The following is a 23,435-nucleotide window of genomic DNA, read 5'->3' as shown; positions in this document are numbered from 1 at the left end:
CCCCCACGCCACCCACAATCAGCACACAAAAAAGATCGCGCTGGACCCGGCGGAGTCCAGCGCGATCTACGACGCACCCTTGTCGCTTGTGTAATTGGGTCGGGCGTGAGTCCCGTTGGGGCAGGACCCGCGTCGCTTGGAGCTGTGGTTCGGGCGCTACGGCAGATTGGGGGACCTACCGAAATGCCCGGCTATGCGCTTGTTCAGGCCTCGCTGCGCTGCTGCGGGATACCCGCGAGTAGCGCGCGGACCTCAGCTTCGCGGTAGCGGCGGTGCCCGCCGAGCGTGCGGATGGACGTGAGCTTGCCGGCCTTCGCCCACCGCGTGACCGTCTTCGGGTCCACGCGGAACATCGTGGCGACCTCAGCCGGGGTCAGCAGCGGCTCGGCATCAGGGGTGCGAGCGGTCATGAGCGGCCTCCTCGGGAGAACCGAACCTTCTCGGTTCATTCCTCTAAATTCTGCACCTTGACCCGCGTTGCCCGAAATGGCGGACGCGGGCCGAGTCGGTTATAGGACGAACGGCTTGTCCTCGGCACTACAACTACACCATCCGTCCAGCCACGTCGGCCAAACCGATGGAATTGCCCTCCCAGGTGTTCATCAGCGACGGAAGCCGATGGACCATGCCATAGCGGACAGTCACGCCGCTGTGACGATCAGTCACAGGGCGATCAGGAGTCATCAGACCCCCCATAGCGTGCAATGCTGAGATTCCACCCATACGTGGGCGGACGGAGCCCTCCCCCGGGCTCCTTGTCCTATTTTGGCACGAGGAGGGGTAAGGGGCGCAAGGGCCAGGAAAGTGCCATCCGTCACGCTTGACACGCCCTTGACGCAAAAGCCCGGATCGGGACCTACGTCCCGTAGTGACGGTTCTTCAGTGCGTGACGACGCCTCAGCCGTCCGGCATGTGCCGACAGCATGCCCCGACGGTACGTCAGTTCGCGGACTGCCGGTCGCGCACCGACCGCCAGCGTTCGACCAGCCGCCCGTACGCCTCGCCCGCGGCGGCCCCGTCCCCGGTGCGCAGCGCCTCGATGCCCTCGTGGACGTCCGCGGCCGAGTGATCGCCTTCCAGCTCCCCGGCGGGCAGGACGTGCACGAGCCCGCCGTAGTCCAGCTCGACAAGGGAGCGCGGGTGGAACTCCTCCAGCCAGCGCCCCACCTCCAGCAGGCCGTCGATGAGCGGCCCGTCCTCGATGGTGTCCTTCAGCGTCTTCAGGGCCCGCGCGGTGCGCCGCCGCGCCTGCACCATCGGCGTCCGGTACCTGAGCGCCGGCGCGGCTCCGTCGGGCGCCGCCCCCTTCTCGTACAGCCGCTCCTCGTCGGAGACGAGCACGAACCAGTTCAGCGGCACCTGCCAGGTCGAGGTGCGGATCCACGGGCGGGCGTCCGGGTTGCGCTCCAGCCAGCGTTCGTAGTCCAGGGCCGCCTGGCGGCGTACGAGCGGGGGCAGGACGGCGTCCAGGACCGGCTCAGGCAGTTCCTCGCCGAGCTCGCCCAGGGCCTGCCAGCCGCGCAGCCGGGTGCGCCAGGGACACACACAGACCACCCCGTCGACCTCCACCACGAACGCGTCGCCGCTCTCGTGCACCGGCACGGCGACCGGCGGGGTGGGCAGCAAGTCGGCCAGGGAGCGGCGCAGTTCGTCCTGGTACGAGGGGCGCTCGGGGCGGCGGGCGTACCGCGCCCAGTGGCCGCGCTCCGGCTCCGGGAAGGCGGCCAGCGGCTCGTACACGCGCAGATAGGACGCGTACGGGACGATCACCGAGGACACCTTGGGCACGCCTGCTCCCTCCCCAACCGGCCGGACACGAAACCCGCTCAACCCACACACAAGCGACCGGGGAAACACTGCGAATCGTGCCACGGCCGAGGAGGACCGTACTCCGGGCGAGGGTGATCCTGAACACTGCGCGGATGGCGGCCCCGCCAAGGCCCTAGTCTCATGCCCACGGGCGCCCGCCACCCGTACGGGACCCGCACGTCAACCGCCGCTTATTACCTTGGAGTCACCACCGTGACCGACGTATCCGGCGCTTCTGCTGATGTACTGCACACCCTGTTCCACTCGGACCAGGGCGGTCATGAGCAAGTAGTGCTCTGCCAGGACCGCTCCAGCGGCCTCAAGGCCGTCATCGCCATCCACTCCACCGCCCTGGGCCCCGCCCTCGGCGGTACGCGCTTCTACCCGTACGCGAGCGAGGCGGAGGCCGTCGCCGACGCCCTGAACCTCGCCCGCGGGATGTCGTACAAGAACGCCATGGCCGGTCTCGACCACGGCGGCGGCAAGGCCGTCATCATCGGCGACCCCGAGACGCTCAAGAGCGAGGAACTGCTCCTCGCCTACGGCCGGTTCGTGGCCTCGCTCGGTGGCCGGTACGTCACGGCGTGCGACGTCGGTACGTACGTCGTCGACATGGACGTCGTGGCGCGCGAGTGCCGCTGGACGACCGGGCGGTCCCCGGAGAACGGCGGCGCGGGCGACTCGTCCGTGCTGACCGCCTACGGCGTCTTCCAGGGCATGCGGGCCTCCGCACAGCACCTGTGGGGCGATCCCTCGCTGCGCGACCGCACGGTCGGCGTCGCGGGCGTCGGCAAGGTGGGCCACCACCTGGTCGGGCATCTGCTCGGCGAGGGCGCGCGGGTCGTGATCACGGACGTGCGGGACGAGTCCGTCCGGCGGATCGTGGAAGAGCACCCGTCCGTCGCGGTGGTGGCGGACACCGAGGCGCTGATCCGCGTGGAGGGCCTCGACATCTACGCCCCCTGCGCGCTCGGCGGGGCGCTCAGCGACGACTCCGTGCCGGTGCTCACCGCGAAGATCGTGTGCGGCGCCGCCAACAACCAGCTGGCGCACCCGGGCGTCGAGAAGGACCTCGCGGACCGCGGGATCCTCTACGCGCCCGACTACGTCGTGAACGCGGGCGGTGTCATCCAGGTCGCCGACGAACTGCACGGTTTCGACTTCGACCGGTGCAAGGCGAAGGCCGCGAAGATCTTCGACACCACGCTGGCAATATTCGCACGTGCGAAGGAAGACGGTATTCCGCCGGCCGCCGCGGCCGACCGGATCGCCGAGCAGCGGATGGCCGAGGCGCGCCGCAGCTGAGGCCCGGGAGGTACCTGCCGGCGGGTGTTGGAGAGAACTCTCACGTCTGTCGGCGGGTCGCCCGCCAAGAAGAGGTTAAAATCGCGGTTGACCAGCGAGGACAGGGCTCCTCGCAGGTTCTGCGCACACGCGCGTCCTGCGGGCGACGTACCGTATGGGCGCGGGAGCAGGTACCGTGGAAGCCCTACGGACCGGTCTCTTCACGGAGAGCCCGTTCCAGATCATGAACGCGTGTCAAGACTCTGGGGCCACCGAGCCCCGTATCCGAGGGGGTCGAGCCATGGGGCGCGGCCGGGCAAAGGCCAAGCAGACGAAGGTCGCCCGCCAGCTGAAGTACAGCAGCGGCGGGACTGACCTCTCGCGTCTGGCCAATGAGCTGGGCGCTTCGACTTCGCAACAGCCGCCGAATGGCGAGCCGTTCGAGGACGACGACGAGGAAGAAGACGACCCGTACGCGCAGTACGCGGATCTCTATAACGACGACGATGAGGACGAGGACGACGAGTCCGGTCCCCAGTCGCAACGTCGCGGCGCGTAGCGTCGGCAGCGGGCTCAGCAGGTTCGGCGTTCTCGTAGAGCCTCATAGCATCTGCACCTCACCCGGTCCGGGGTGGTCTCACACCGGACCGGGTTTTGTGCTGCCCCGGGGGCCTTACTTGGCGTAGTCGCCGATCAGGGCGGCGCCCGTCGTGTGCTCGCCGCGCTCGGTGATCTCGCCGGCGATCCAGGCCTCAACGCCGCGGTCCGCGAGGGTGGCGATCGCCACGTCCGCCGACTCCTCGGGGACGATCGCGATCATGCCGACGCCCATGTTGAGGGTCTTCTCCAGCTCCAGGCGCTCGACGTCACCGGTCCTGCCGACGAGGTCGAAGACGGGGGCCGGGGTCCACGTCTCGCGGTCGACGATCGCGTGCAGGCCGTCGGGGACGACGCGGGCCAGGTTGGCCGCGAGACCGCCGCCGGTGACGTGCGAGAAGGCGTGCACCTCGGTGGTGCGGGTGAGGGCCAGGCAGTCCAGCGAGTAGATCTTGGTGGGCTCCAGGAGCTCCGCGCCGAGCGTGCGGCCGAACTCCTCGATGTGCCGGTCCAGCTCGATCTGTCCGCGGTCGAGGAGGACGTGCCGGACGAGCGAGTACCCGTTCGAGTGAAGACCGGAGGACGCCATGGCGATCACCGCGTCACCCGTACGGACAAGGTCCGCGCCGAGCAGTTGATCCGCCTCGACGACGCCCGTACCCGCGCCCGCGACGTCGAAGTCGTCCGGGCCGAGCAGGCCCGGGTGCTCGGCCGTCTCCCCGCCCACGAGGGCGCAGCCCGCCAGTACACAGCCCTCGGCGATGCCCTTGACGATGGCGGCGACGCGCTCGGGGTGGACCTTGCCGACGCAGATGTAGTCGGTCATGAAGAGCGGCTCGGCGCCGCACACCACGATGTCGTCCATGACCATGGCGACCAGGTCGTGGCCGATGGTGTCGTACACGCCGAGCTGCCGGGCGAGGTCGACCTTCGTGCCCACGCCGTCCGTGGCGGAGGCGAGCAGCGGGCGCTCGAAGCGCTTGAGGGCGGAGGCGTCGAAGAGACCGGCGAAGCCGCCGAGGCCGCCGAGGACCTCGGGGCGCTGCGTCTTCTTCACCCACTCCTTCATCAGCTCCACGGCACGGTCGCCGGCTTCGATGTCGACGCCGGCGGACGCGTAGGAGGCACCGGATGTGGTCTCAGACATTGCCTGGGATCTTTCGGGTCGGGATACGGGGCTCTTACGGGCGACGGATCGCGTCGGCCGCGGCCGTGGCGGCAGGACCTGCCGCCAGCTCGGTCTCCAGGAGCTGCTTGCCGAGCAGTTCGGGGTCCGGGAGATCCATCGGGTACTCGCCGTCGAAGCAGGCGCGGCACAGGTTCGGCTTGTCGATGGTGGTGGCGTCGATCATGCCGTCGATGGAGATGTACGAGAGGGAGTCGGCGCCCAGCGAGGTACCGATCTCCTCGATGGTCATGCCGTTGGCGATCAGCTCGGCGCGGGTCGGGAAGTCGATGCCGAAGAAGCAGGGCCACTTCACGGGGGGCGAGGAGATCCGGATGTGGACCTCCGCGGCGCCGGCCTCCCGCAGCATCCGGACCAGCGCGCGCTGGGTGTTGCCGCGCACGATCGAGTCGTCCACTACGACCAGCCGCTTGCCCTTGATGACTTCCTTCAAGGGGTTGAGCTTCAGGCGGATACCGAGCTGGCGGATGGTCTGCGAGGGCTGGATGAAGGTCCGGCCGACGTAGGCGTTCTTGACGAGACCCGCGCCGAAGGGGATTCCGCTGGCCTCCGCGTAACCGATCGCGGCGGGGGTGCCCGACTCCGGTGTCGCTATGACCAGATCGGCCTCGACAGGAGCTTCCTTGGCGAGTTTCCGGCCCATTTCGACGCGTGAGAGGTACACGTTCCGACCGGCGATGTCCGTGTCGGGGCGGGCCAGATAGACGTACTCGAAGACACAGCCCTTGGGCTTTGCCTCAGCGAATCGCGACGTACGCAGACCGTCCGCGTCGATGGCGACGAACTCGCCCGGCTCGATCTCGCGGACGAAGGAGGCGCCGCAGATGTCGAGCGCGGCGGACTCGGAGGCGACGACCCAGCCGCGCTCCAGGCGGCCGAGGACCAGCGGGCGGACGCCCTGCGGGTCGCGGGCCGCGTACAGGGTGTCCTCGTCCATGAAGACGAGCGAGAAGGCGCCCTTGACCTGCGGGAGGATCCTGGCGGATGCCTCTTCTATGGTCAGCGGCTTGCCGTCGTCGTCGACCTGGGCGGCGAGGAGGGCCGTCAGCAGGTCGGTGTCGTTGGTGGCCGCCACACGCGGGGAGCGGCCGTCCTGCTGCTTGGGGAGGTCGGCGACCATCTCGGCGAGCTGCGCCGTGTTGACCAGGTTGCCGTTGTGGCCGAGCGCGATGGAACCGTGCGCGGTGGCACGGAACGTCGGCTGGGCGTTCTCCCATGTCGAGGCGCCAGTGGTCGAGTAGCGGGCGTGACCGACCGCGATATGACCCTGGAGCGAGCCGAGAGAGGTCTCGTCGAAGACCTGGGACACGAGGCCCATGTCCTTGAAGACGAGGATCTTGGAGCCATTGCTGACCGCGATTCCCGCGGATTCCTGGCCTCGATGCTGGAGGGCGTAGAGCCCGAAGTAAGTGAGCTTGGCGACCTCTTCGCCCGGAGCCCAGACTCCGAAGACGCCACAAGCGTCCTGGGGGCCTTTCTCACCGGGGAGCAGATCATGATTGAGTCGACCGTCACCACGTGGCACGGCACCGAGTGTAGGCGAGATCGACCACTGGTCCGAATTGGGGATACGGAACTCTGACGGTTCACTTACCGGCGACAGCCGTCACATTTTCGCCGTTTGCGCTGGTCAGCGTGAGGGATCGATGATCCAACCCGTAGTCCACTTTGCCGTCGAAGAAGCCCAGCAGGGTCTTCTCGGTCTCCATGAGTGAGCTGTCGCACATCATGCGGGTGGTCTTCGGGGTCCCGAGGGTGATGTGTCCGCCCTGGACGGTGGCCTTCGCGGACACGTCGTTGCAGCCGAGGTGGCCTGTGACCGTGCCCTTCGCCTTGTCGAGGACGAGGTACGGTGCGGCGCCCTCCGGGAGGGAGTGGGACACGTCCCCGGCACCGAGTGCCGTGACGTTCCACCTGGTGCCGTAGAGGGGCGCGGCCTGCTCCTTGGTGAGGTGGACGCGGTCGCCGGCGCCGGTGGTGAGGGTGAGATCGTCGCCCTTGGCCGCCGCGGTGAGGGAGCCGTCGGCGAGCGTACGGGCGAGGGTCCGCTCGAACTCCATGGGGCCCTCCTCGCAGGCCATCTCCGTCATCGACGGGTCACCGAGGTCGATACGGCCGTCCTTGAAGGTCGCGGTCGCGCTGAAGTGGTTGCAGCCGTAGTTCCCCTGGACCTTGCCGTCCTCGCCGAACTCGACGTGCGCTCCGCCGGGGGTGGTGTGGCTGGTGCCGTCCACGGTGACGCTGTCGATGATCCAGTGGGCGCCGGTGACATCGGCCTGTGCACCGGAGCCGACCGAACTGCCACCGGTGCCGTTGCCGGTTTCGTTGCCGCAGGCCACGGCCAGCGGGATGAGGGTCAGGACGGTGAGGGTGAGTCGCTGCCTGTACATGCCGATGTGACGGGGCGGGTGGGGTGGTTGGTTCCACCCAGGTCAGGGCGCGGGTTCTCCGGGTGGCTCAGCCCATGAGCGGCAGCAGTCCGCCCAGGTCGGCCCGCTCCCCGCTCGCGCTCACCTTGGCGTCCTCCAGCGCCGCCTTCCACTCCGTACGCCCCGTCGCGAGCCGGATCCAGGTCAGCGGGTCGGTCTCCACGACGTTGGGCGGGGTGCCCCGGGTGTGCCGCGGACCCTCCACGCACTGCACCACCGCGTACGGCGGAATCCGCACCTCCGTCGACGCGCCGGGCGCCTTCGCCGCGAGCGCGTCGGCGAGCAGCCGGGTGCAGGCGGCGAGCGCCTGACGGTCGTAGGGGATGTCGAGGCCCGGCACGGCCCGGTTCAGGTCGTCCGTGTGGACGACGAGTTCGACGGTGCGCGTGACGAGATAGTCACCAAGGGTCATGACTCCGGTGCGGGCTGCGACCAGCCGGTCGTCGGAGGCGGTGGCCAGCCGCTCGGTGATCCGCTCCTCGGTAAGGGCGTAGAGCGCGTCGAGGTCGGGGTGGCGTCCGGCGAGCTCACGGGTGCCCTCGGCGATGTCACCGGAGCGCGCGGCGGTCGCGAACGGCCAGTCGAGCAGGCCGAGTTCCCGCTTCCCGGGCTCCGGCCTGTCGATGTTCCGGCTGACGGTCTCCACGGCCATCGTGACGTGCGCGGCCAACTCCCGCACGGTCCACTCCCCGAGCCCCGTGGGCCGCGCCAGCTCCTCGTCACCGAGTCCGCGTACACCTTCCCGTACGTTCCCGAACTGGGCCAGCACCGCGGCGCGGATCCTGGCGGAGTCATACGTACGGGCTCGTCGCTTTTTGGCCGGGGGCATGACGGTGAGCCTAGTCGGAGAGGGAGGCAGGGGCCTCTGCCGCGAGGGAGGGGGTCGCCGGCGCCGTGAACGTCTCGCCGTTGCCCGGTACCCCGATGCCCCGCCAGCTGAAGGGGATGCCGCGGGCCGCGTCCAGGTCGGGGCCGTCCATCAGCTGGAAGTGCACATGCGGTTCGGTCGAGTTGCCGGAGTTGCCGCAGCGGGCGATCGGCTGACCGGCACGCACCCGGTCGCCTGGCCGGACGGTGAGGGAGCCGCGGCGCAAATGGGCGTACATCGCGTACACCCCGTCGCCCAGGTCGAGGACGACATGGTTGCCGACGATCCAGCTCGCGCCGCCGGTCTCCCGGACCCAGGCCTCGATCAGCATCAGATAACCGACCGCGGGCAGGGAGTTGCGGCTGAGATGGTCACGCATCCAGTCCCCGGCGTGCACCACCGTGGCATCGGCGACGGCGAACAGCGGCTCGTCGTAGGCGGGGAAGAGGTGGTTTCGGCGGGCTATCGGCCAGAGCTTGGCGAAGGCGGGGCGGGTTCGCGGGCCGTCCTCCGGCTCCGCCACGATGTCGATCGCGTACGTCTGCCCGTACGCGTGGGTGCGATGGCTCGGCACCCTGGTGGCCGGGCTGTTCAGGGCGGACCAGCGGCCCCTCACCGGCGGCTCCACCTCGACGGGTGGACGGTCGGCGAGCTCGTGCGGGGGCCCGATCCGGCTCACGACCATCCCGAGGGGGACGGACAGCAGGAGCGGCAGGAAGGCCCACCGCCCGTCGATCGGGTAGTCGGGCATGAAGAGCTCTCCCAAGGCCATGGCCAGGAAGGTCAGTTGGAGTGCCCGGTACAGAATCATGGCGGTCCTACGGACTAACACTGTTCCCCCAATGTGCCGGAATCGTCGAAGGTTTCTCAGGCCGGGTGAGCCGTGGCCAGCGCCACGAGGAGAGGGACGACCCGCCCCGCCGGGATCTCGTAGCGGCCGCGCCCCGCCTGCCGCAGCCAGCCCGCGGCGGTCAACTGCCGCAGGTGGTGGTAGATCTGACCGCTCGTCCCCACGTCGTCGAGCCCGGCCAGTTCGGTGGCCGTACGCCGGCCGCCGAGGATCTCGCGCAGCAGACGCAGCCGCAGCGCGTGCCCGAGCGCGGCGAACACCTCGGCCGCCTCAGTCCAGTCGGTGTCGAGCAGTTGCTCGGTGAGCAGTTGGTACTGCCACTCGTAGCGCTCCTCGGTCGGCAACCGCACCGCACCCGTGAACAGCACTCCGCCGCCCGCCACTTGGGCCAGCTGCTCCCTGAGCCCTTCGAGGGCCCAGAAGTCACCGCCGGCCGGAACGGGCACGGCTGGATCCGCGCCCTCCAGGGCATCGAGACGCCGCTCAAGCTCCGCAACGCGCTGCTCCAACTCCAGCTCCATGAGCAGAGATTACGTAATTACGTAGAACCAAACAAGAGGGTGGCGGTCGCGGGCACGCCGAAGGCCCCGCCCGGAATCGGACGGGGCCTTCGACTACCGACAAGCGGTGGATCTCTACGCGAGCAGCGCCGGGATCGTGCCCTCGTGTGCCGTGCGCAGCTCGGTCAGGGGGAGGGTGAACTCGCCCTGGACCTCGACGGAGTCGCCGTCGACGACGCCGATACGGGTGACGGGCAGGCCCCGCGCCCCGCACATGTCGTTGAAGCGGAGCTCCTCCGAGCGCGGGACGGCGACGACCGCGCGGCCCGCGGACTCGGAGAACAGGAAGGTGAAGGCGTCGAGCCCGTCGGGTACGACGAGACGCGCGCCCTTGCCGCCGAGGAGCGCCGACTCCACGACCGCCTGGACCAGACCGCCGTCGGACAGGTCGTGCGCGGAGTCGACCATGCCGTCGCGGGAGGCGGAGATCAGGATCTCGGCGAGCAGGCGCTCGCGCTCCAGGTCGACCTTCGGGGGCAGGCCCCCGAGGTGGTCGTGGACGACCTGCGACCAGGCCGAACCGCCGAACTCCTCGCGGGTGTCGCCGAGGAGATAGAGCAGCTGCCCTTCCTCCTGGAAGGCGACCGGCGTGCGGCGGGCCACGTCGTCGATGACGCCGAGGACGGCGACCACCGGCGTCGGGTGGATGGCCACCTCGCCCGTCTGGTTGTAGAGCGAGACATTGCCGCCGGTCACCGGGGTGCCCAACTGCTGGCAAGCGTCGGCCAGTCCACGGACGGCCTCCGCGAACTGCCACATCACCGCCGGGTCCTCGGGCGAGCCGAAGTTCAGGCAGTCGGAGACGGCGAGCGGCTTGGCGCCGGTCGTCGCGACGTTCCGGTACGCCTCGGAGAGCGCGAGCTGGGCGCCCGCGTACGGGTCGAGCTTCGCGAACCGGCCGTTGCCGTCCGTCGCGATGGCGACACCGAGCCCGGTCTCCTCGTCGATGCGGATCATGCCCGAGTCCTCGGGCTGCGCCAGCACCGTGTTGCCCTGCACGAAGTGGTCGTACTGGGAGGTGATCCAGGACTTGGAGGCCTGGTTCGGCGAGGCGACGAGCGCGAGGACCTGGTCCTTCAGTTCTTCTGAAGTGGCCGGGCGCGGGAGCTTGTTGGCGTCGTCGGCCTGGAGCGCGTCCTGCCACTCCGGGCGGGCGTACGGGCGCTCGTAGACCGGGCCGTCGTGCGCGACCGTGCGCGGGTCGACGTCGACGATCTTGCCGCCGTGCCAGTAGATCTCCAGACGGTCGCCGTCGGTGACCTCACCGATCACCGTGGCGATGACATCCCACTTGTCGCAGATCTCCAGGAAACGGTCGACCTTCGCCGGCTCGACGACCGCACACATGCGCTCCTGCGACTCGCTCATGAGGATTTCCTCGGGCGAGAGAGTCGAGTCGCGCAGCGGTACGTCGTCCAGCGTCACGCGCATACCGCCGGAGCCGTTGGACGCCAACTCGCTGGTGGCGCAGGAGAGTCCGGCAGCGCCGAGGTCCTGGATGCCGACGACCAGCTTCTCCTTGAAGGCCTCCAGGGTGCACTCGATGAGGAGCTTCTCCTGGAAGGGATCGCCGACCTGGACGGCGGGCCGCTTCGAAGGCTTGGCGTCGTCGAAGGTCTCCGAGGCGAGGATCGAGGCGCCGCCGATGCCGTCGCCGCCCGTGCGAGCCCCGTACAGGATGACCTTGTTGCCCGAGCCGGACGCCTTCGCGAGGTGGATGTCCTCGTGCCGCATGACGCCGATGGCACCGGCGTTGACCAGCGGGTTGCCCTGGTAGCAGGCGTCGAAGACGACCTCGCCGCCGATGTTCGGCAGGCCCAGGCAGTTGCCGTAGCCGCCGATGCCGGCGACGACGCCGGGCAGTACGCGCTTGGTGTCGGGGTGGTCGGCCGCACCGAAGCGCAGCGGGTCGACGACCGCGACGGGCCTGGCGCCCATCGCGATGATGTCGCGCACGATGCCGCCGACGCCCGTGGCGGCGCCCTGGTAGGGCTCCACGTACGAGGGGTGGTTGTGCGACTCGACCTTGAACGTGACGGCGTAACCCTGGCCGACGTCGACGACGCCCGCGTTCTCGCCGATGCCCACGAGCAGCGCATCGGACTGGGGGGCCTTCTCGCCGAACTGGCGGAGGTGGACCTTCGAGGACTTGTAACTGCAGTGCTCGGACCACATGACCGAGTACATGGCGAGCTCGGCACCGGTCGGGCGGCGGCCGAGGATCTCCACGACCCGCTCGTACTCGTCCTTCTTCAGGCCGAGTTCGGCCCAGGGCAGCTCGACGTCGGGGGTCGCGGCCGCGTTCTCGACCGTGTCCAGAGGCGTGCGGCTCATGCGTTGACCAGCTTCTTGAGGATCGACGTGAAGAAGGGGAGGCCGTCGGTGCGGCCGGACCCGATGAGGGGCTCGACGGCGTGCTCGGGGTGCGGCATGAGGCCTACGACGTTCCCGGCCTCGTTCGTGATGCCGGCGATGTCCCGGAGCGACCCGTTCGGGTTGAAGTCCTGGTAGCGGAAGACGACCCGCCCCTCGGCCTCCAGCTCGTCGAGCGTGCGCTCGTCGGCGACGTACCGTCCGTCCATGTTCTTCAGCGGGATGTGGATCTCCTGGCCGGCCGTGTAGTCGGCGGTCCAGGCGGTCTCCGCGTTCTCCACCCGCAGCTTCTGGTCGCGGCAGATGAAGTGCAGGTGGTTGTTGCCGAGCATCGCGCCCGGAAGGAGGTGCGCCTCGGTGAGGACCTGGAAGCCGTTACAGATGCCGAGAACCGGCATTCCGGACTTCGCCTCACCGATGACGGTCTCCATCACCGGCGAGAAGCGCGAGATGGCACCGGCCCGCAGATAGTCCCCGTACGAGAAACCGCCCGGCAGCACCACGGCGTCGACCTGCTTCAGGTCCTTGTCCTTGTGCCAGAGAGCGACGGGTTCGGCACCGGCGAGCCGGATCGCGCGCTGCGTGTCCCGGTCGTCCAGGCTTCCCGGAAAGGTGACGACTCCAATACGAGCGGTCACTTTCCTGCCTCCGCGACTTCCTCGACCTTGACGGTGAAGTCCTCGATCACGGTGTTGGCGAGGAAGGATTCCGCGAGTTCGTGGATCCGGGCGAGCGCGGCGTCGTCCACCGGTCCGTCCACTTCCAGTTCGAATCGCTTTCCCTGACGTACGTCGGAGACGCCCTCGAAACCAAGGCGCGGCAGTGCACGCTGCACCGCCTGGCCCTGGGGGTCGAGGATCTCCGGCTTGAGCATGACGTCGACTACGACGCGTGCCACTGGCACTCCCGGTGTGTGGTGCTGAGCAGGTCGCTTCAGACTACCCGCACAAAATTTCTACTCGCGTAGATTCGTAGAATCCTACGTGAGCCCGATCACGATCCCGCATCGACGCGGGGGCCTCCACGGAAAATCCTGGGAAAAACCGCAGAAGAGCGGCAGGGCCCCATTGCCTCCGGACACGCGGAAGGATTTAGTCGGGCTTCACAATGCAATGCCGGGCACTGTACAAAGGAAATCGCAATAGCCGATACTTTGCCCAATAACAGCCGGACAGTCGGCAACTCCCCGACAACTCCGTGACGTCTCCGCACGTCATGACACTTGATCGCAGGGGTGCCGCACGAAGGGACCGATATTCGTGGCGCAGCGTGTCGTGGTCACTCTCTTTGACGACATCGACGGCTCAGAAGCGGCGGAAACGATCGCCTTCGGACTGGACGGCAAGTCGTACGAGATCGACCTCAATCCAGCCAATGCCAAGAAACTGCGTAAGGTGCTCGCGCCCTACCTGGAGGCCGGCCGCAAGCAATCGAGGTCCGGGAAGGCGTACACGCACACCGCGTTGACCCCCGACCCGGCGGCCGTCCGCGCCTGGGCCCGCTCGAACAAGCTGGAGGTGCCGCCGCGCGGCCGCATCCCCAAGAAGGTGTACGAGGCGTTCGCCGAGGCGCACTGAAGTCGGGGCTGCGCGACCGGCCCGATGACCGACCGCCGGCCGGCCACTGACCGGTCGGGGCGTCCGTCCGGCCGGTCATCCGCCCCTGGGCGAAGCCGACTTGCGCTGACCCCCCGCTGATCAGCTAGAGTCTGGAGCACGCCGAGGGGCAAGGCCGAAAAGCCGAACCTCAAGGGGTCACGCGGGTGTAGTTCAGTAGCAGAACATCCCCCTTCCAGGGGGAAGGCGCAGTGTGCAATTCCTGTCACCCGCTCTGCATCCCTTACCAACCATCCAATTGGATCAGGTAAGGTGGTGCCCGCGCCGATCGGTGAGAGCCGGTCGGAGGCAATGCGGACGTAGCTCAGTTGGTAGAGCGCAACCTTGCCAAGGTTGAGGTCGCCAGTTCGAACCTGGTCGTCCGCTCCAGAGAAAACAAAGGCCCTGGTCATCGACCGGGGCCTTTGTCGTGCCGCCGTGCTCCCCCTCCGTGCCCGCGTCTGACATATGTCATGCGGAGCGATGACACCGCGCACTGCTGCCGGGGACCGCCGGCGGGGACGCTGAATCCATGAACACGAATGAGCACAACGAGCGCGATGACGTGATCGAGGTCACGGATCTGCGGCGTGTGTACGGGGGCGGCTTCGAGGCGGTGCGCGGAGTCACGTTCTCCGTGGGCCGCGGTGAGCTCTTCGCGCTGCTGGGCACGAACGGCGCGGGCAAGACCAGCACCGTCGAGCTCCTCGAGGGCCTCGCGCCCCCGGCGGGCGGCCGGGTGCGGGTCCTCGGACACGATCCCTACGAGGAGCGCGCGGTCGTACGGCCCCGGATCGGCGTGATGCTTCAGGAGGGCGGTTTCCCCTCCGAGCTGACCGTCGCGGAGACCGTACGGATGTGGGCGGGCTGCACCAGCGGCGCGCGCCCCACGGCGGAGGCGCTGGACATGGTCGGGCTCGCCCGGCGCTCCGGCGTACGGGTGAAACAGCTGTCCGGGGGCGAGAAGCGGCGCCTGGACCTGGCACTCGCGCTCCTCGGCCGCCCCGAGGTCCTCTTCCTCGACGAGCCGACGACCGGACTCGACGCCGAAGGACGCCGGTCCACCTGGGAGTTGGTACGGGAACTGCGCGACGGCGGTACGACGGTGCTGCTGACCACCCACTACCTGGAAGAGGCGGAGGAACTGGCCGACCGGCTGGCGATCCTCCACGAGGGAACCATCGCAACCACCGGCACCCCGGCCCAGGTGACCGCCTCCCAGCCGTCCCGGATCTCCTTCGAACTGCCCGACGGCTACTTCCTCGGGGACCTGCCCCCGCTCGCCGCGCTCGGCATCACCGGGCACGAGACGGAGGGCCGCACGGTCCGGCTGCGCACCCACGAACTCCAGCGGACCGCCACCGCGGTGCTGGTGTGGGCGGAACGGACGCGGGTCGAGCTGCGGGGGCTCGATGTGCGGTCGGCGTCGCTGGAGGAAGCGTTCTTGCGGATCGCCCGGGAGGCGGGGGCCGCTCAACCCGAGGCCGGCACAGGACCTCGTACGGACAAGGAGACGGTGGCGTGAGCACGGTGTCTTTGACGAGTGTGGAGAGTGTGGAGACGGCGGGGGCCACCACCACCGCGGTGGGACGGATGGGCGCCCTGGCGCGCGCCGAGCTCACCCTGCTGGGGCGTACGAAGGCGACGCTTCTCGCCGCGCTGTTCGCGCCGTTGCTGCTGCCGTTCAGCCTCAGTGCGAACGTCGACCAGATGGATCTGAAGGGCACCGGGCTCTCGGCCGGGTCGATCATCCTGCCCTCCTCCATCGGCTTCTCGCTCCTCTTCGCGGTCTACAGCTCGCTGGTGACCGTGTACGCGGCCCGGCGCGAGGAACTCGTCCTCAAGCGGCTGCGCACCGGTGAACTGAGGGACGCCGAGATCCTCACGGGCGCCGCTCTGCCGTCGGCGGCGATAGCGCTGGTCCAGTGCCTGATCCTGACGGCCGCGTGCGCCGTACTCCTGGACGTGGGAGCGCCGCCGGCACCCCATCTCGCCGTCCTGGGGCTGCTGTTGGGCCTGGTGATGTGGCCCCCGCTCGCGGCGCTCACCGCGAACTTCAGCAGGAGCGTGGAGGGCGCCCAGGTGGCGACCATGCCGCTGATCATGGTCTCGATGCTCGGCTCCGGCACCTACATCCCCCTCGAAGTCATGCCGGACAGACTGGCCTCGGTCTGCGAACTGCTGCCCCTGACCCCGGTGATCACCCTGATACGCGGCGGCTGGACCGGCGACCTCTCCGCCTACGACGCCCTGGGCGCCCTCGCCACGGCGGTGGCCTGGACGGTCCTCGCGGTGTTTGCTGTACGACGGTGGTTCCACTGGGAACCCCGGCGGTGAGGGGCGACAGCGAGGGCGGGCGGATGCGGAAACCTGGTGCCTGGTGGCGGGGGAAGAGCACTCCGGCGAAGGTCGAGACGTATACGCGGTGGTCGTTCCACTTCTTCGCGGTGGTCGAGATCACCGGCATCGGGCTCCCGGTGGTCGGCCAGTTGGGGTCCCGGTTCGCGGGCTGGGCCCTGCTGGCGGTGTGCGTCCACAGTGTGTGCTGCGCCGTGACCGCGTCCCGGGCGCTCGACTGGACTCGGGGCACCCGTGATCGGCCCGTACGTCTTCTCTGGGCGCTGGGGGCGGTGACCGTACTGATCACGGTCGGCGCGGTCGTCCTCACGAAGCACGGTTCCGGCGGCAACGACGCCGAGTCCGCGGCCGCCGTGGTGTCCCTGATGGTGCCGGCGTTCGGCCTCGGGACCATCACCCTCGGCATCCGCGACTGGCAGCGCGCGTTCGCCCTGGTAGGGGGCGCCGCGGTCGGCGTCGGCGGCCTGATCTTCCTGGTGGGCGCCCCCGCACCCGCGGCGCTGGCCGCCGTGGCCGCGGAGTTGCTCAGCGGCGGGCTCCTCGTGTCCACCTCCGTCCTCTCCCTGTGGCTGCTCAACACCGTCTACGCGCTCGACGAGGCCCGCGAGACCCGGATCCGCCTCGCCGTCGCCGAGGAACGGCTGCGCTTCGGACGCGATCTGCACGATGTGATGGGCCGCAACCTCGCGGTCATCGCCCTGAAGAGCGAGCTCGCCGTGCAGCTCGCACGACGCGGGCGTCCTGAAGCCGTGGAGCAGATGATCGAGGTGCAGCGCATCGCGCAGGAGTCCCAGCGTGAGGTGCGCGAGGTCGTACGCGGCTACCGGGAGGCCGACCTGAGCAACGAACTCGCGGGCGCCCAGGGCGTGTTGACCGCCGCCGGCATCGACTGCGAGGTCAGCGGCACGGCGACGGGGCTGCCGCCGCAGGTCCAGTCGCCACTCGGCTGGGTCGTACGGGAGGCGACGACGAACGTACTCCGGCATGGGAACGCGGGGCGGTGCGCGGTGTCGCTGCGGGTGACGGAGGGGCGGGTGACGCTCACTGTCGAGAACGACGGGGTGCCGGATGAGGGGGCGGATGGAGTGCCGGATGAGGGGGCGGGCCCCGGGCTCAGGAGGGGTTCCGGGCTCGTGGGGCTGCGGGAGCGGTTGACCGAGGTGGGCGGGGTGCTGACGGCGGGGGCTGTCGGGGGTGGGGTGTTTCGGCTGACTGCGGTGGTGCCGTTGCCTGCGGGGCCGGTGTCATCGGCGCCATCTGTGGCATCCGTTGTGCCTGTGGCATCCGTTGCGTCTGTGGCCTCCGTTGCGTCTGCGGCATCCGTTGCTTCCGTTGCATCTGTGGCGTCTGTGGCGGATCTCTCGGAGCGGGACTCGGACCCTCGGCGGCTTCCGTCTCATGCTCCGTCTCATGCTCCGGCCGCTGCTCCGGCCGCTGCTCCGGCTCCCGCGAGTGAGGTCAATTCGTGAGTACCCAACCGGCCCCTTCTCCCGTACGCCTGCTGCTCGCCGACGACGAGCATCTGATCCGGGGAGCGCTTGCCGCGCTGCTGGGCCTGGAGGACGACCTGGTCGTGGTGGCCGAGGCGGCGACGGGGCCGGAGGCACTGGCGATGGCGCGGGCGCACGTGCCCGATGTCGCCGTACTGGATCTTCAGATGCCCGGCGCCGATGGTGTGAGGGTGGCCACATCCCTGCGAGCCGAACTGCCCGCGTGCCGGGTACTGATCGTGACGAGTCATGGACGGCCGGGACATCTGAAGCGGGCGCTTGCGGCGGGTGTGCGCGGGTTCGTCCCCAAGACGGTCAGCGCCCAGCGGCTCGCGGAGATCATTCGTACGGTGCATGCGGGAAACCGTTATGTGGACCCGGAGTTGGCCGCCGACGCGATCTCCGCCGGGGACTCGCCGCTGACCGCGCGCGAGGCCGAGGTGCTCGAATTCGCCGCCGACGGGGCACCGGTCGCGGAGATCGCCGAGCGGGCCGCGCTCTCGCAGGGCACCGTACGGAACTATCTGTCGTCCGCCGCGACCAAGCTCGGGGCCGGGAACCGGCACACGGCGGTGCGTCTCGCGCGCGAGCGGGGTTGGGTATAGTTGCTCTCGCGCCACGGCGCAGTGCGGACGTAGCTCAGTTGGTAGAGCGCAACCTTGCCAAGGTTGAGGTCGCCAGTTCGAACCTGGTCGTCCGCTCTAGAGAAGACAGCAGAAGGCAGCAGAAGGCAAAGGCCTCGGTCATCGACCGGGGCCTTTGCCGTGTGTTCCGACGTGCGTCACGACCAGCTCGTGCCCGTCAGTCGCTCGTACGCCTCGATGTACTTCGCGCGGGTCGCGTCGACGATGTGCTGGGGCAGGGCCGGCGGGGGCTGCTCGCTCGCCCGGTCCCAGCCGGACTCGGGCGAGGTCAGCCAGTCGCGGACGAACTGCTTGTCGTACGACGGTTGCGCGTGGCCCGGCTCCCACTGCTCGGCCGGCCAGAAGCGGGAGGAGTCCGGGGTCAGCACCTCGTCGGCGAGGACCAGGGTCTCGGCCCCGGTACCTTCCTCGGCGCTTCCCCGTGCACTTCCCTCGAAGCCGAACTCGAACTTGGTGTCCGCGAGGATGATTCCCCGGTCGCGGGCGATGTCGCGGGCGCGGCCGTAGACGGCGAGGGTCGTCTGACGCAACTGTGCCGCAGTCTCGGCGCCGACCTGGCGGGCGACCTCCTCGTACGACACGTTCTCGTCGTGCTCGCCGACCGCGGCCTTGGTGGCCGGGGTGAAGATCGGCGCGGGCAGTTCCGAGCCGTCGGTCAGGCCCTCGGGCAGGGCGAGGCCGCAGACCGTGCGGGTCTCCTTGTACTCGGCGAGGCCCGACCCGGTGAGGTAGCCGCGGGCGACGCACTCGACCGGGACCATCCGCAGCGACTTGCAGATCAGGGTGCGGCCAGCCCAGTCGGCCGGGGCGCCCGGCGGGAGTTCCGTGCTCAGCACGTGGTGGGGGACCAGGTCGGCGAGCTGGTCGAACCACCAGAGGGAGAGCTGGGTGAGCGTGCGGCCCTTGTCGGGGATCTCGGTGGGGACCACCCAGTCGTAGACGGAGATGCGGTCGCTGGCGACCATCACGAGGTCGCCCGCCTCGTTCTGGTACAGGTCGCGCACCTTGCCGGTGTGCAGATGCACCAGTCCCGGAACCTGGATCGGCTCGGGCTTTTCAACGAATCCGGACACGGTTCCTCCGCGTGGTTCTGTCCAATTGGCTCGATTCTCCCGTATGGCGGGAGTGGCTTTGGCCAGGGGGTACGTGGGGTACGAGGGCCAGGGGTACGTGGGGTACGACGGCCAGGGGTACGTGGAGTGCGAGGGCCAGGGTTACGAGGGGTGCGCGGTGCGGGTCCCGCGCGGGGGCCGTGCGAAGGTGACATGTGAGGGTGCCATGCGCCTTCAGTCGTGTTTGCAGATGCGGTCCAGGAGGTTGGCCGTGGCTCGCTGGACGCGGGGGTCCACATGGCCGGGGCGGTCCAGGGCCGGGGACCAGGCGAAGGTTCCCGAGGCGAAGACCAGGGCGCCGGAGGGGGCGCGGTAGAGGGAGGTCTCCTGATGGCGGGGGGTGCCCTCGCTGTCGGCGTACGGGGAGTGGGCCAGGAGGATGCGGCCCTGGTGCTCGGGGAGCGGGGTGCGCGGGAAGTAGCGGTCGGCCTCGCCCGCGACCATGCCGGTGAGCTCGTCGCCCTCGTGCGCGCCGGTCGCCTCCCAGAGCCAGTGGTCGGCGTTGCGGACGACAAGGGGGTGGGGCTCGGGGACCCTTCCCGCGTACTGGATGCCGATGAGTTGCTGTTCCGGCCGGTCGATCTCACGCCACAGGGCCGGTTTTCCGGGGCCTCTGCGCTTGCGGCAGGTCAGCAGGCGGTTGGCGACACCGGACGGAGACGGGCCCAACTCCACTTGCCAGTACATGGTGTTGGCGGAGAGGAAGACGAGCGAGGTGCCGTGTTCGCGGGCGAGTTCCGTGGTGCGGCGCATCGCCGGCGACCAGTACTCGTCGTGGCCCGGGAAGACCAGGCCGCGGTAGCGGGTGGGGTCGATCCGGCCGGAGTGCAGGTCGCGGGCGTCGGCGTAGGCGAGGTCGTAGCCGTAGCGCTCGGCCCAGCGGATGAAGTCGTAGGCGTGGCCCACGTGCAGGGGGAGGCCCGCGCCCGCGTACGGGCGGTCGAAGGAGACCGTCGTCGCGGCGTCGGCCTCGCCCAGCAGACGGCCGTTCTCGTCCCAGGCGTGGTAGAGGCTGGCCCCCGTGTGACCGTCCTCCGGGTAGAGGTTGTACGCCTGCCAGGTGATGTCCGGGAGGAGCAGGAGCAGGTCCGCGGGGTGGTCGTCGCGGATCGTGAAGGGGATGTGGGAGCGGTAGCCGTCCGCGGTGGTGAGTACGGCCACATACGCGCCGATGTTCCAGTAGCTCGGGATCTGCAGGCGCCAGGACAGCCACCAGTGGTGGCAGGAGACCGTGCGGTCGGCGGTGAGGGGCGGGGGCTGGACGATGCCGGAGAGGCGGGGGCTGGTGGTGATCTTCGAGGCTCCGTCGCCTCCGTAGTGGCCGATGCGGTAGATGTCGACGCCGAATTCCTGGGGCGGGTCCACCGTGATGTGGAAGTCGATGGACTCGCCGGGGGCGGCCGCGCCGGTGGAGGTGAAACCCTTGATCTGGCGGTGGACGTCGTCGGCGGAGCGGGGGCCTCCGGCTCGGGGGTGGGGGATGGGGCCCTTGGCGGCGTGCGCCGAGGCCGCGGTCCTGCGGTGCGCGGGGTCGCGGTCCGCCTCCGGGAAGCCGGTGGCGCCCGGGGCCTTGTCGATGTACCAGGGGACCACGTGGCCGGTGTCGTCGAAGTACTGCTCGTCACCGCGGAGCCAGGGAACCGGCCCCTGGCCGAAGGGGTCCGTGACCGCGTGGGCGAGTGCTCCCGACTCCCAGCGGCGAATCTGCTCCGACCCCATGTCGGCTCCCCTCCCTGTTGCCCCCGTCGTCCTTGTCAGCCATTGCCCTGGGCGGTCAGCCGCTGCCCTGTGCGCGATGTACGCGATCGGTCCCAGCACATCACATTACGCACGCACACCGTCACCGTTCGTCGCTAATTGGCAGGAGTGGAACGCGGGGCTCCGCCCGGCTCGGCGGGTGCGGTGTGCGGTGGGTGGGTCGGGGGCGTGCCAGTACGTCCCCGAGCGGTGCCGGAGGGTGGGTCGGGGGGCGTCCCGATCCTCACCCACCCGAGGGGGCTCAGCTGTTCAGCTCCGGCCGGGGGAGGGATTTTCAGCCCGTCCGGCGTTTGAGGACGAGCCCTTCGGGCGTTGGGGGGTCTGGGGGCGGAGCCCCCAGGTACGGGATGGGTAGGGGCGGAGGGGGCGAAGAAAACCCTCCACCCGCTCGCCGGGAAGGTGACCGCTCAGGTCAGATCAGGCGGACCGGTTTCTCGGGGCGGACGCCGAGGTGGCGGAGCCAGTCGCGGAGGGGAGCGGGGTCACCCGTCTCGACGAGGGTGAGGACGCGGGGGCCAAGGTCGGCGGCTCGTTCGCCGTCGACGAGAAGGGACGGTCCGTCGAGCCAGTCGAGCCCCGGAGCGGCCCCGGCGGTGTCCATCGCGGCGCAGCACACCATGGCCGTCACATGGTCGGCCAACAGCTCACGACCGGTCCGCGGCGGCTGAAGCGGAAAGAGGGGAAGAAGCCCGTCGTCCCAGAAGGCGAGGTCGGGCCCCTGCTGCTCCTTACCGCCCCCGGCCGGAGCCCCGGCCGCCAGAGCCGGCGCCGCCGCCTCCTCGCGCGCCAGCTCCGCACTGAGCCCCGCCGCAAGCGCGGCCGTCCGCTCGTTCCCGAGGGCAAGCTCCGCGTCGTCCTCGTCCAGGCCTATGCCCATCTCCTCGTACGCGCCCCCGCGATCGGCGGCAAGGAGGCCGTCGGCGTCCGAGTCCGGGTGCGTGGGCAGGTCCGGGTCCCGACTTGGTACGTCCGTGTCGTCGTCGCCCGGCGCACGCATGTCATCGTCCGGCGACGCCATCAGGTGGTCCATCACCCGCGCCAGCGTGGGACCGCCCGAGTCGGGTGTCGCCGGGCTCGGCGAGTGCCGTACGCCCAGCGCGTCCAGGACCCGGTGGAGGCGGGCAGCGTCGGCACGCCATTTGCGGTCGACGACCTCGTCCGGGTAGTCAAGCCAGTCCACGGGCGCCCAGTCGGGCCCGGCCTCGGCGGGCCCGCCGTGGAAGAGGCGGGCGGCAAGCAGGGAGGCCGCCTCGTCCACCGTGCCGGGCTCTTCGAGGAGGTCACAGGCAGGGCGCTCGCCGAGCCGTGAGGTGAACCCCTCGGCGAGACGGTCACGGCGGGACAGCTCGGTGAGGGCGGCGACGACGCCGGCGTCCAGCCGGGACGGCCAGCGGCCCATCCGCCAGGCGGGCAGCGCGACGCGGGTCAGCAGCCGGTCCCAGCCCGCGTACGCCAGTCCCACCTGTTCCTGCGCGACGATCCGCAGCCCGTAATCCACAGCCTGTGCACGCTCGGCCGCCGCGGCCGCCACGCCCCGCTCCATTTCGGCCGCATGCCCCCGGCAGCTGCGCAGCAGCAGGCGGGTCACCCAGCCGACGCCGCCCAGGACCATGCGGGACAGCGGCCCGCGAGTGGGCGCCGAGGTCACGGCCACGGCTGCGTCCAGGCCCCGTACGAAACGACGGGCCGCGGCTATGTCCGGGTGCGCCGACGGACCCGTACCGGCGACGACCGGGGCGAGGACCGCGCGCAGTTCCCCGACGCGCATCCACCAGAGGAAGGGCGAGCCGATGACGAGGACGGGGGCGGCGGAGGCGGCTTGGCGGGAGCGCGTCGACAGCCCGCGTATACCGCGCAGCCCCTGCGCTCCTTCTGTTTCCTTGCTGTCCTCGGGCGCCGGCCGGCCGTGCGACAGGTGGGTGCGGTCCTCCAGCCAGCTGTCGCAGTCCGGGGTGAGCGCTATCGCGGAGGGGGCCGGGACGTCGAGGCGGTCCGCCAGGTCGCGGACCATGCGGTAGAGGTCCGGCGCCGAACCCTCGGCGATGGCGACCGTGGGACTAACTGCGGGCCTGGCCCGGGCGACGACCAGCGCGATACCCGCGGCGGCGAGCAGGACGAGGGCGGCGAGGGCGGTCACGATCCAGCGGGTGGTGTCCCAGCCGGCGCCTGTGATGTGGCCGGTGGAGCCACCGGCCAGCAGGACGACCGCGACGGCCGCGGGCAGCAGGGCGACGGCCAGCGCCCTGCTGCGGATGCGCAGCACGGCGAGAGCCCGGGAGCGCGCCGACTGCGCGCCCACCTCCACACCCATACCTGTCACGACCGGACCTCACCCCCTACGGTCCGCCCCACCCGGGCTGTCTCGCAGCCCGCGCCGGCGGATGTCCTGGCGTTGCTCACTCCCCCACTGTGGCACTCGCCACTGACATCGCAATGCCGGTGGGCCAAGTGCCGGAACGCTTTCGCCGCACCCTAGTTGGGGCCCCGGCCCCCGTCAGCCGGATGGGGCATCGGTCACTCGA

21 protein-coding genes and 3 tRNA genes are annotated in these 23,435 nt (G+C 69.9%); 10 read left to right on the top strand and 14 right to left on the bottom strand.

What is annotated here, in order from left to right:
* Positions 1–203 precede the first annotated feature (203 nt).
* Entirely contained in the window at positions 204–410 is a 207-nt protein-coding gene (gene bldC, locus ACFVKT_RS13765; RefSeq protein ID WP_003949541.1) for a developmental transcriptional regulator BldC, read from the bottom strand.
* A 529-nt stretch (positions 411–939) separates the two neighbouring features.
* Complete coding sequence (locus tag ACFVKT_RS13760) at positions 940–1,788, bottom strand: hypothetical protein (RefSeq protein WP_384378446.1); 849 nt, start codon at positions 1,786–1,788, stop codon at positions 940–942.
* Positions 1,789–2,022: 234 nt separating this feature from the next.
* On the opposite strand from ACFVKT_RS13760, the gene ACFVKT_RS13755 reads away from it, so the two are divergent.
* Both ACFVKT_RS13755 and ACFVKT_RS13750 read left to right on the top strand, forming a co-directional pair.
* Positions 2,023–3,114 (top strand): Leu/Phe/Val dehydrogenase, encoded by a 1,092-nt coding sequence (locus ACFVKT_RS13755; RefSeq protein ID WP_385730881.1) that lies wholly within the window; start codon positions 2,023–2,025, stop codon positions 3,112–3,114.
* A 280-nt stretch (positions 3,115–3,394) separates the two neighbouring features.
* Complete coding sequence (locus ACFVKT_RS13750; RefSeq protein WP_266459026.1) at positions 3,395–3,652, top strand: DUF3073 domain-containing protein; 258 nt, start codon at positions 3,395–3,397, stop codon at positions 3,650–3,652.
* A gap of 114 nt (positions 3,653–3,766) precedes the next feature.
* Here ACFVKT_RS13750 and purM read toward each other — a convergent pair whose 3' ends face one another.
* The 9 genes from purM to purS all read right to left on the bottom strand — a co-directional run bounded on the left by purM (position 3,767) and on the right by purS (position 12,854).
* Positions 3,767–4,837, bottom strand: a complete 1,071-nt coding sequence (purM, locus tag ACFVKT_RS13745; protein ID WP_385730879.1) for a phosphoribosylformylglycinamidine cyclo-ligase — start codon at positions 4,835–4,837, stop codon at positions 3,767–3,769.
* Between the two features lie 34 nt (positions 4,838–4,871).
* The gene (purF, locus tag ACFVKT_RS13740) at positions 4,872–6,401 is read right to left on the bottom strand and encodes an amidophosphoribosyltransferase (RefSeq protein ID WP_385730877.1); all 1,530 of its coding nucleotides are present in this window, start codon (positions 6,399–6,401) and stop codon (positions 4,872–4,874) included.
* 61 nt (positions 6,402–6,462) lie between these two features.
* Positions 6,463–7,266, bottom strand: coding sequence for an META domain-containing protein (locus ACFVKT_RS13735; RefSeq protein ID WP_385730874.1), 804 nt, complete (start codon positions 7,264–7,266; stop codon positions 6,463–6,465).
* 67 nt (positions 7,267–7,333) lie between these two features.
* Positions 7,334–8,134 (bottom strand): sterol carrier family protein, encoded by an 801-nt coding sequence (locus ACFVKT_RS13730; protein WP_385730872.1) that lies wholly within the window; start codon positions 8,132–8,134, stop codon positions 7,334–7,336.
* 10 nt (positions 8,135–8,144) lie between these two features.
* The gene (locus ACFVKT_RS13725) at positions 8,145–9,005 is read right to left on the bottom strand and encodes a M23 family metallopeptidase (RefSeq protein WP_385730869.1); all 861 of its coding nucleotides are present in this window, start codon (positions 9,003–9,005) and stop codon (positions 8,145–8,147) included.
* 35 nt (positions 9,006–9,040) lie between these two features.
* Complete coding sequence (locus ACFVKT_RS13720) at positions 9,041–9,538, bottom strand: ArsR family transcriptional regulator (protein WP_385731111.1); 498 nt, start codon at positions 9,536–9,538, stop codon at positions 9,041–9,043.
* Positions 9,539–9,658: 120 nt separating this feature from the next.
* Complete coding sequence (purL, locus tag ACFVKT_RS13715; RefSeq protein ID WP_385730867.1) at positions 9,659–11,917, bottom strand: phosphoribosylformylglycinamidine synthase subunit PurL; 2,259 nt, start codon at positions 11,915–11,917, stop codon at positions 9,659–9,661.
* Entirely contained in the window at positions 11,914–12,594 is a 681-nt protein-coding gene (purQ, locus tag ACFVKT_RS13710; RefSeq protein WP_385730865.1) for a phosphoribosylformylglycinamidine synthase subunit PurQ, read from the bottom strand. The genes purL and purQ overlap by 4 nt, the downstream gene beginning before the upstream one ends.
* Positions 12,591–12,854, bottom strand: a complete 264-nt coding sequence (gene purS / locus ACFVKT_RS13705) for a phosphoribosylformylglycinamidine synthase subunit PurS (RefSeq protein WP_005482678.1) — start codon at positions 12,852–12,854, stop codon at positions 12,591–12,593. The genes purQ and purS overlap by 4 nt, the downstream gene beginning before the upstream one ends.
* 361 nt (positions 12,855–13,215) lie before the next feature.
* Here purS and ACFVKT_RS13700 point away from each other — a divergent pair, with 361 nt between their 5' ends.
* The 8 genes from ACFVKT_RS13700 to ACFVKT_RS13665 all read left to right on the top strand — a co-directional run bounded on the left by ACFVKT_RS13700 (position 13,216) and on the right by ACFVKT_RS13665 (position 18,100).
* A complete protein-coding gene (locus ACFVKT_RS13700; protein WP_384378416.1) occupies positions 13,216–13,533 on the top strand; it encodes an Lsr2 family protein in 318 nt (105 codons plus the stop codon).
* Between the two features lie 181 nt (positions 13,534–13,714).
* Positions 13,715–13,786: transfer RNA gene (locus ACFVKT_RS13695), tRNA-Gly, on the top strand.
* Positions 13,787–13,865: 79 nt separating this feature from the next.
* Positions 13,866–13,941: transfer RNA gene (locus ACFVKT_RS13690), tRNA-Gly, on the top strand.
* A 142-nt stretch (positions 13,942–14,083) separates the two neighbouring features.
* Positions 14,084–15,076, top strand: coding sequence for an ABC transporter ATP-binding protein (locus ACFVKT_RS13685; RefSeq protein WP_385730862.1), 993 nt, complete (start codon positions 14,084–14,086; stop codon positions 15,074–15,076).
* Between the two features lie 68 nt (positions 15,077–15,144).
* Entirely contained in the window at positions 15,145–15,888 is a 744-nt protein-coding gene (locus ACFVKT_RS13680; RefSeq protein WP_385731109.1) for an ABC transporter permease, read from the top strand.
* Positions 15,889–15,911: 23 nt separating this feature from the next.
* On the top strand, positions 15,912–17,378 hold the full coding sequence (locus ACFVKT_RS13675; RefSeq protein WP_385730860.1) for a sensor histidine kinase: 1,467 nt from the start codon (positions 15,912–15,914) through the stop codon (positions 17,376–17,378).
* The gene (locus ACFVKT_RS13670) at positions 17,375–18,004 is read left to right on the top strand and encodes a response regulator (RefSeq protein ID WP_385730859.1); all 630 of its coding nucleotides are present in this window, start codon (positions 17,375–17,377) and stop codon (positions 18,002–18,004) included. Before ACFVKT_RS13675 ends, ACFVKT_RS13670 begins: the two co-directional genes overlap by 4 nt.
* A gap of 23 nt (positions 18,005–18,027) precedes the next feature.
* Positions 18,028–18,100, top strand: a tRNA-Gly gene (locus tag ACFVKT_RS13665).
* Between the two features lie 80 nt (positions 18,101–18,180).
* On the opposite strand, the gene ACFVKT_RS13660 is transcribed toward ACFVKT_RS13665, so the two are convergent.
* The 3 genes from ACFVKT_RS13660 to ACFVKT_RS13650 all read right to left on the bottom strand — a co-directional run bounded on the left by ACFVKT_RS13660 (position 18,181) and on the right by ACFVKT_RS13650 (position 23,224).
* Positions 18,181–19,116, bottom strand: coding sequence for a phosphoribosylaminoimidazolesuccinocarboxamide synthase (locus tag ACFVKT_RS13660; RefSeq protein ID WP_385730857.1), 936 nt, complete (start codon positions 19,114–19,116; stop codon positions 18,181–18,183).
* A 213-nt stretch (positions 19,117–19,329) separates the two neighbouring features.
* Positions 19,330–20,874 (bottom strand): N,N-dimethylformamidase beta subunit family domain-containing protein, encoded by a 1,545-nt coding sequence (locus tag ACFVKT_RS13655; protein ID WP_385730855.1) that lies wholly within the window; start codon positions 20,872–20,874, stop codon positions 19,330–19,332.
* Positions 20,875–21,325: 451 nt separating this feature from the next.
* Complete coding sequence (locus ACFVKT_RS13650) at positions 21,326–23,224, bottom strand: hypothetical protein (protein ID WP_385731107.1); 1,899 nt, start codon at positions 23,222–23,224, stop codon at positions 21,326–21,328.
* Between the last annotated feature and the right edge of the window lie 211 nt (positions 23,225–23,435).

The organism is Streptomyces sp. NPDC127595 (genome assembly GCF_042671685.1).
GTDB lineage: Bacteria > Actinomycetota > Actinomycetes > Streptomycetales > Streptomycetaceae > Streptomyces.
The sequence above is the reverse complement of the archived record's forward strand: the minus strand, read 5'-3'. Positions and strand labels throughout refer to the sequence as shown.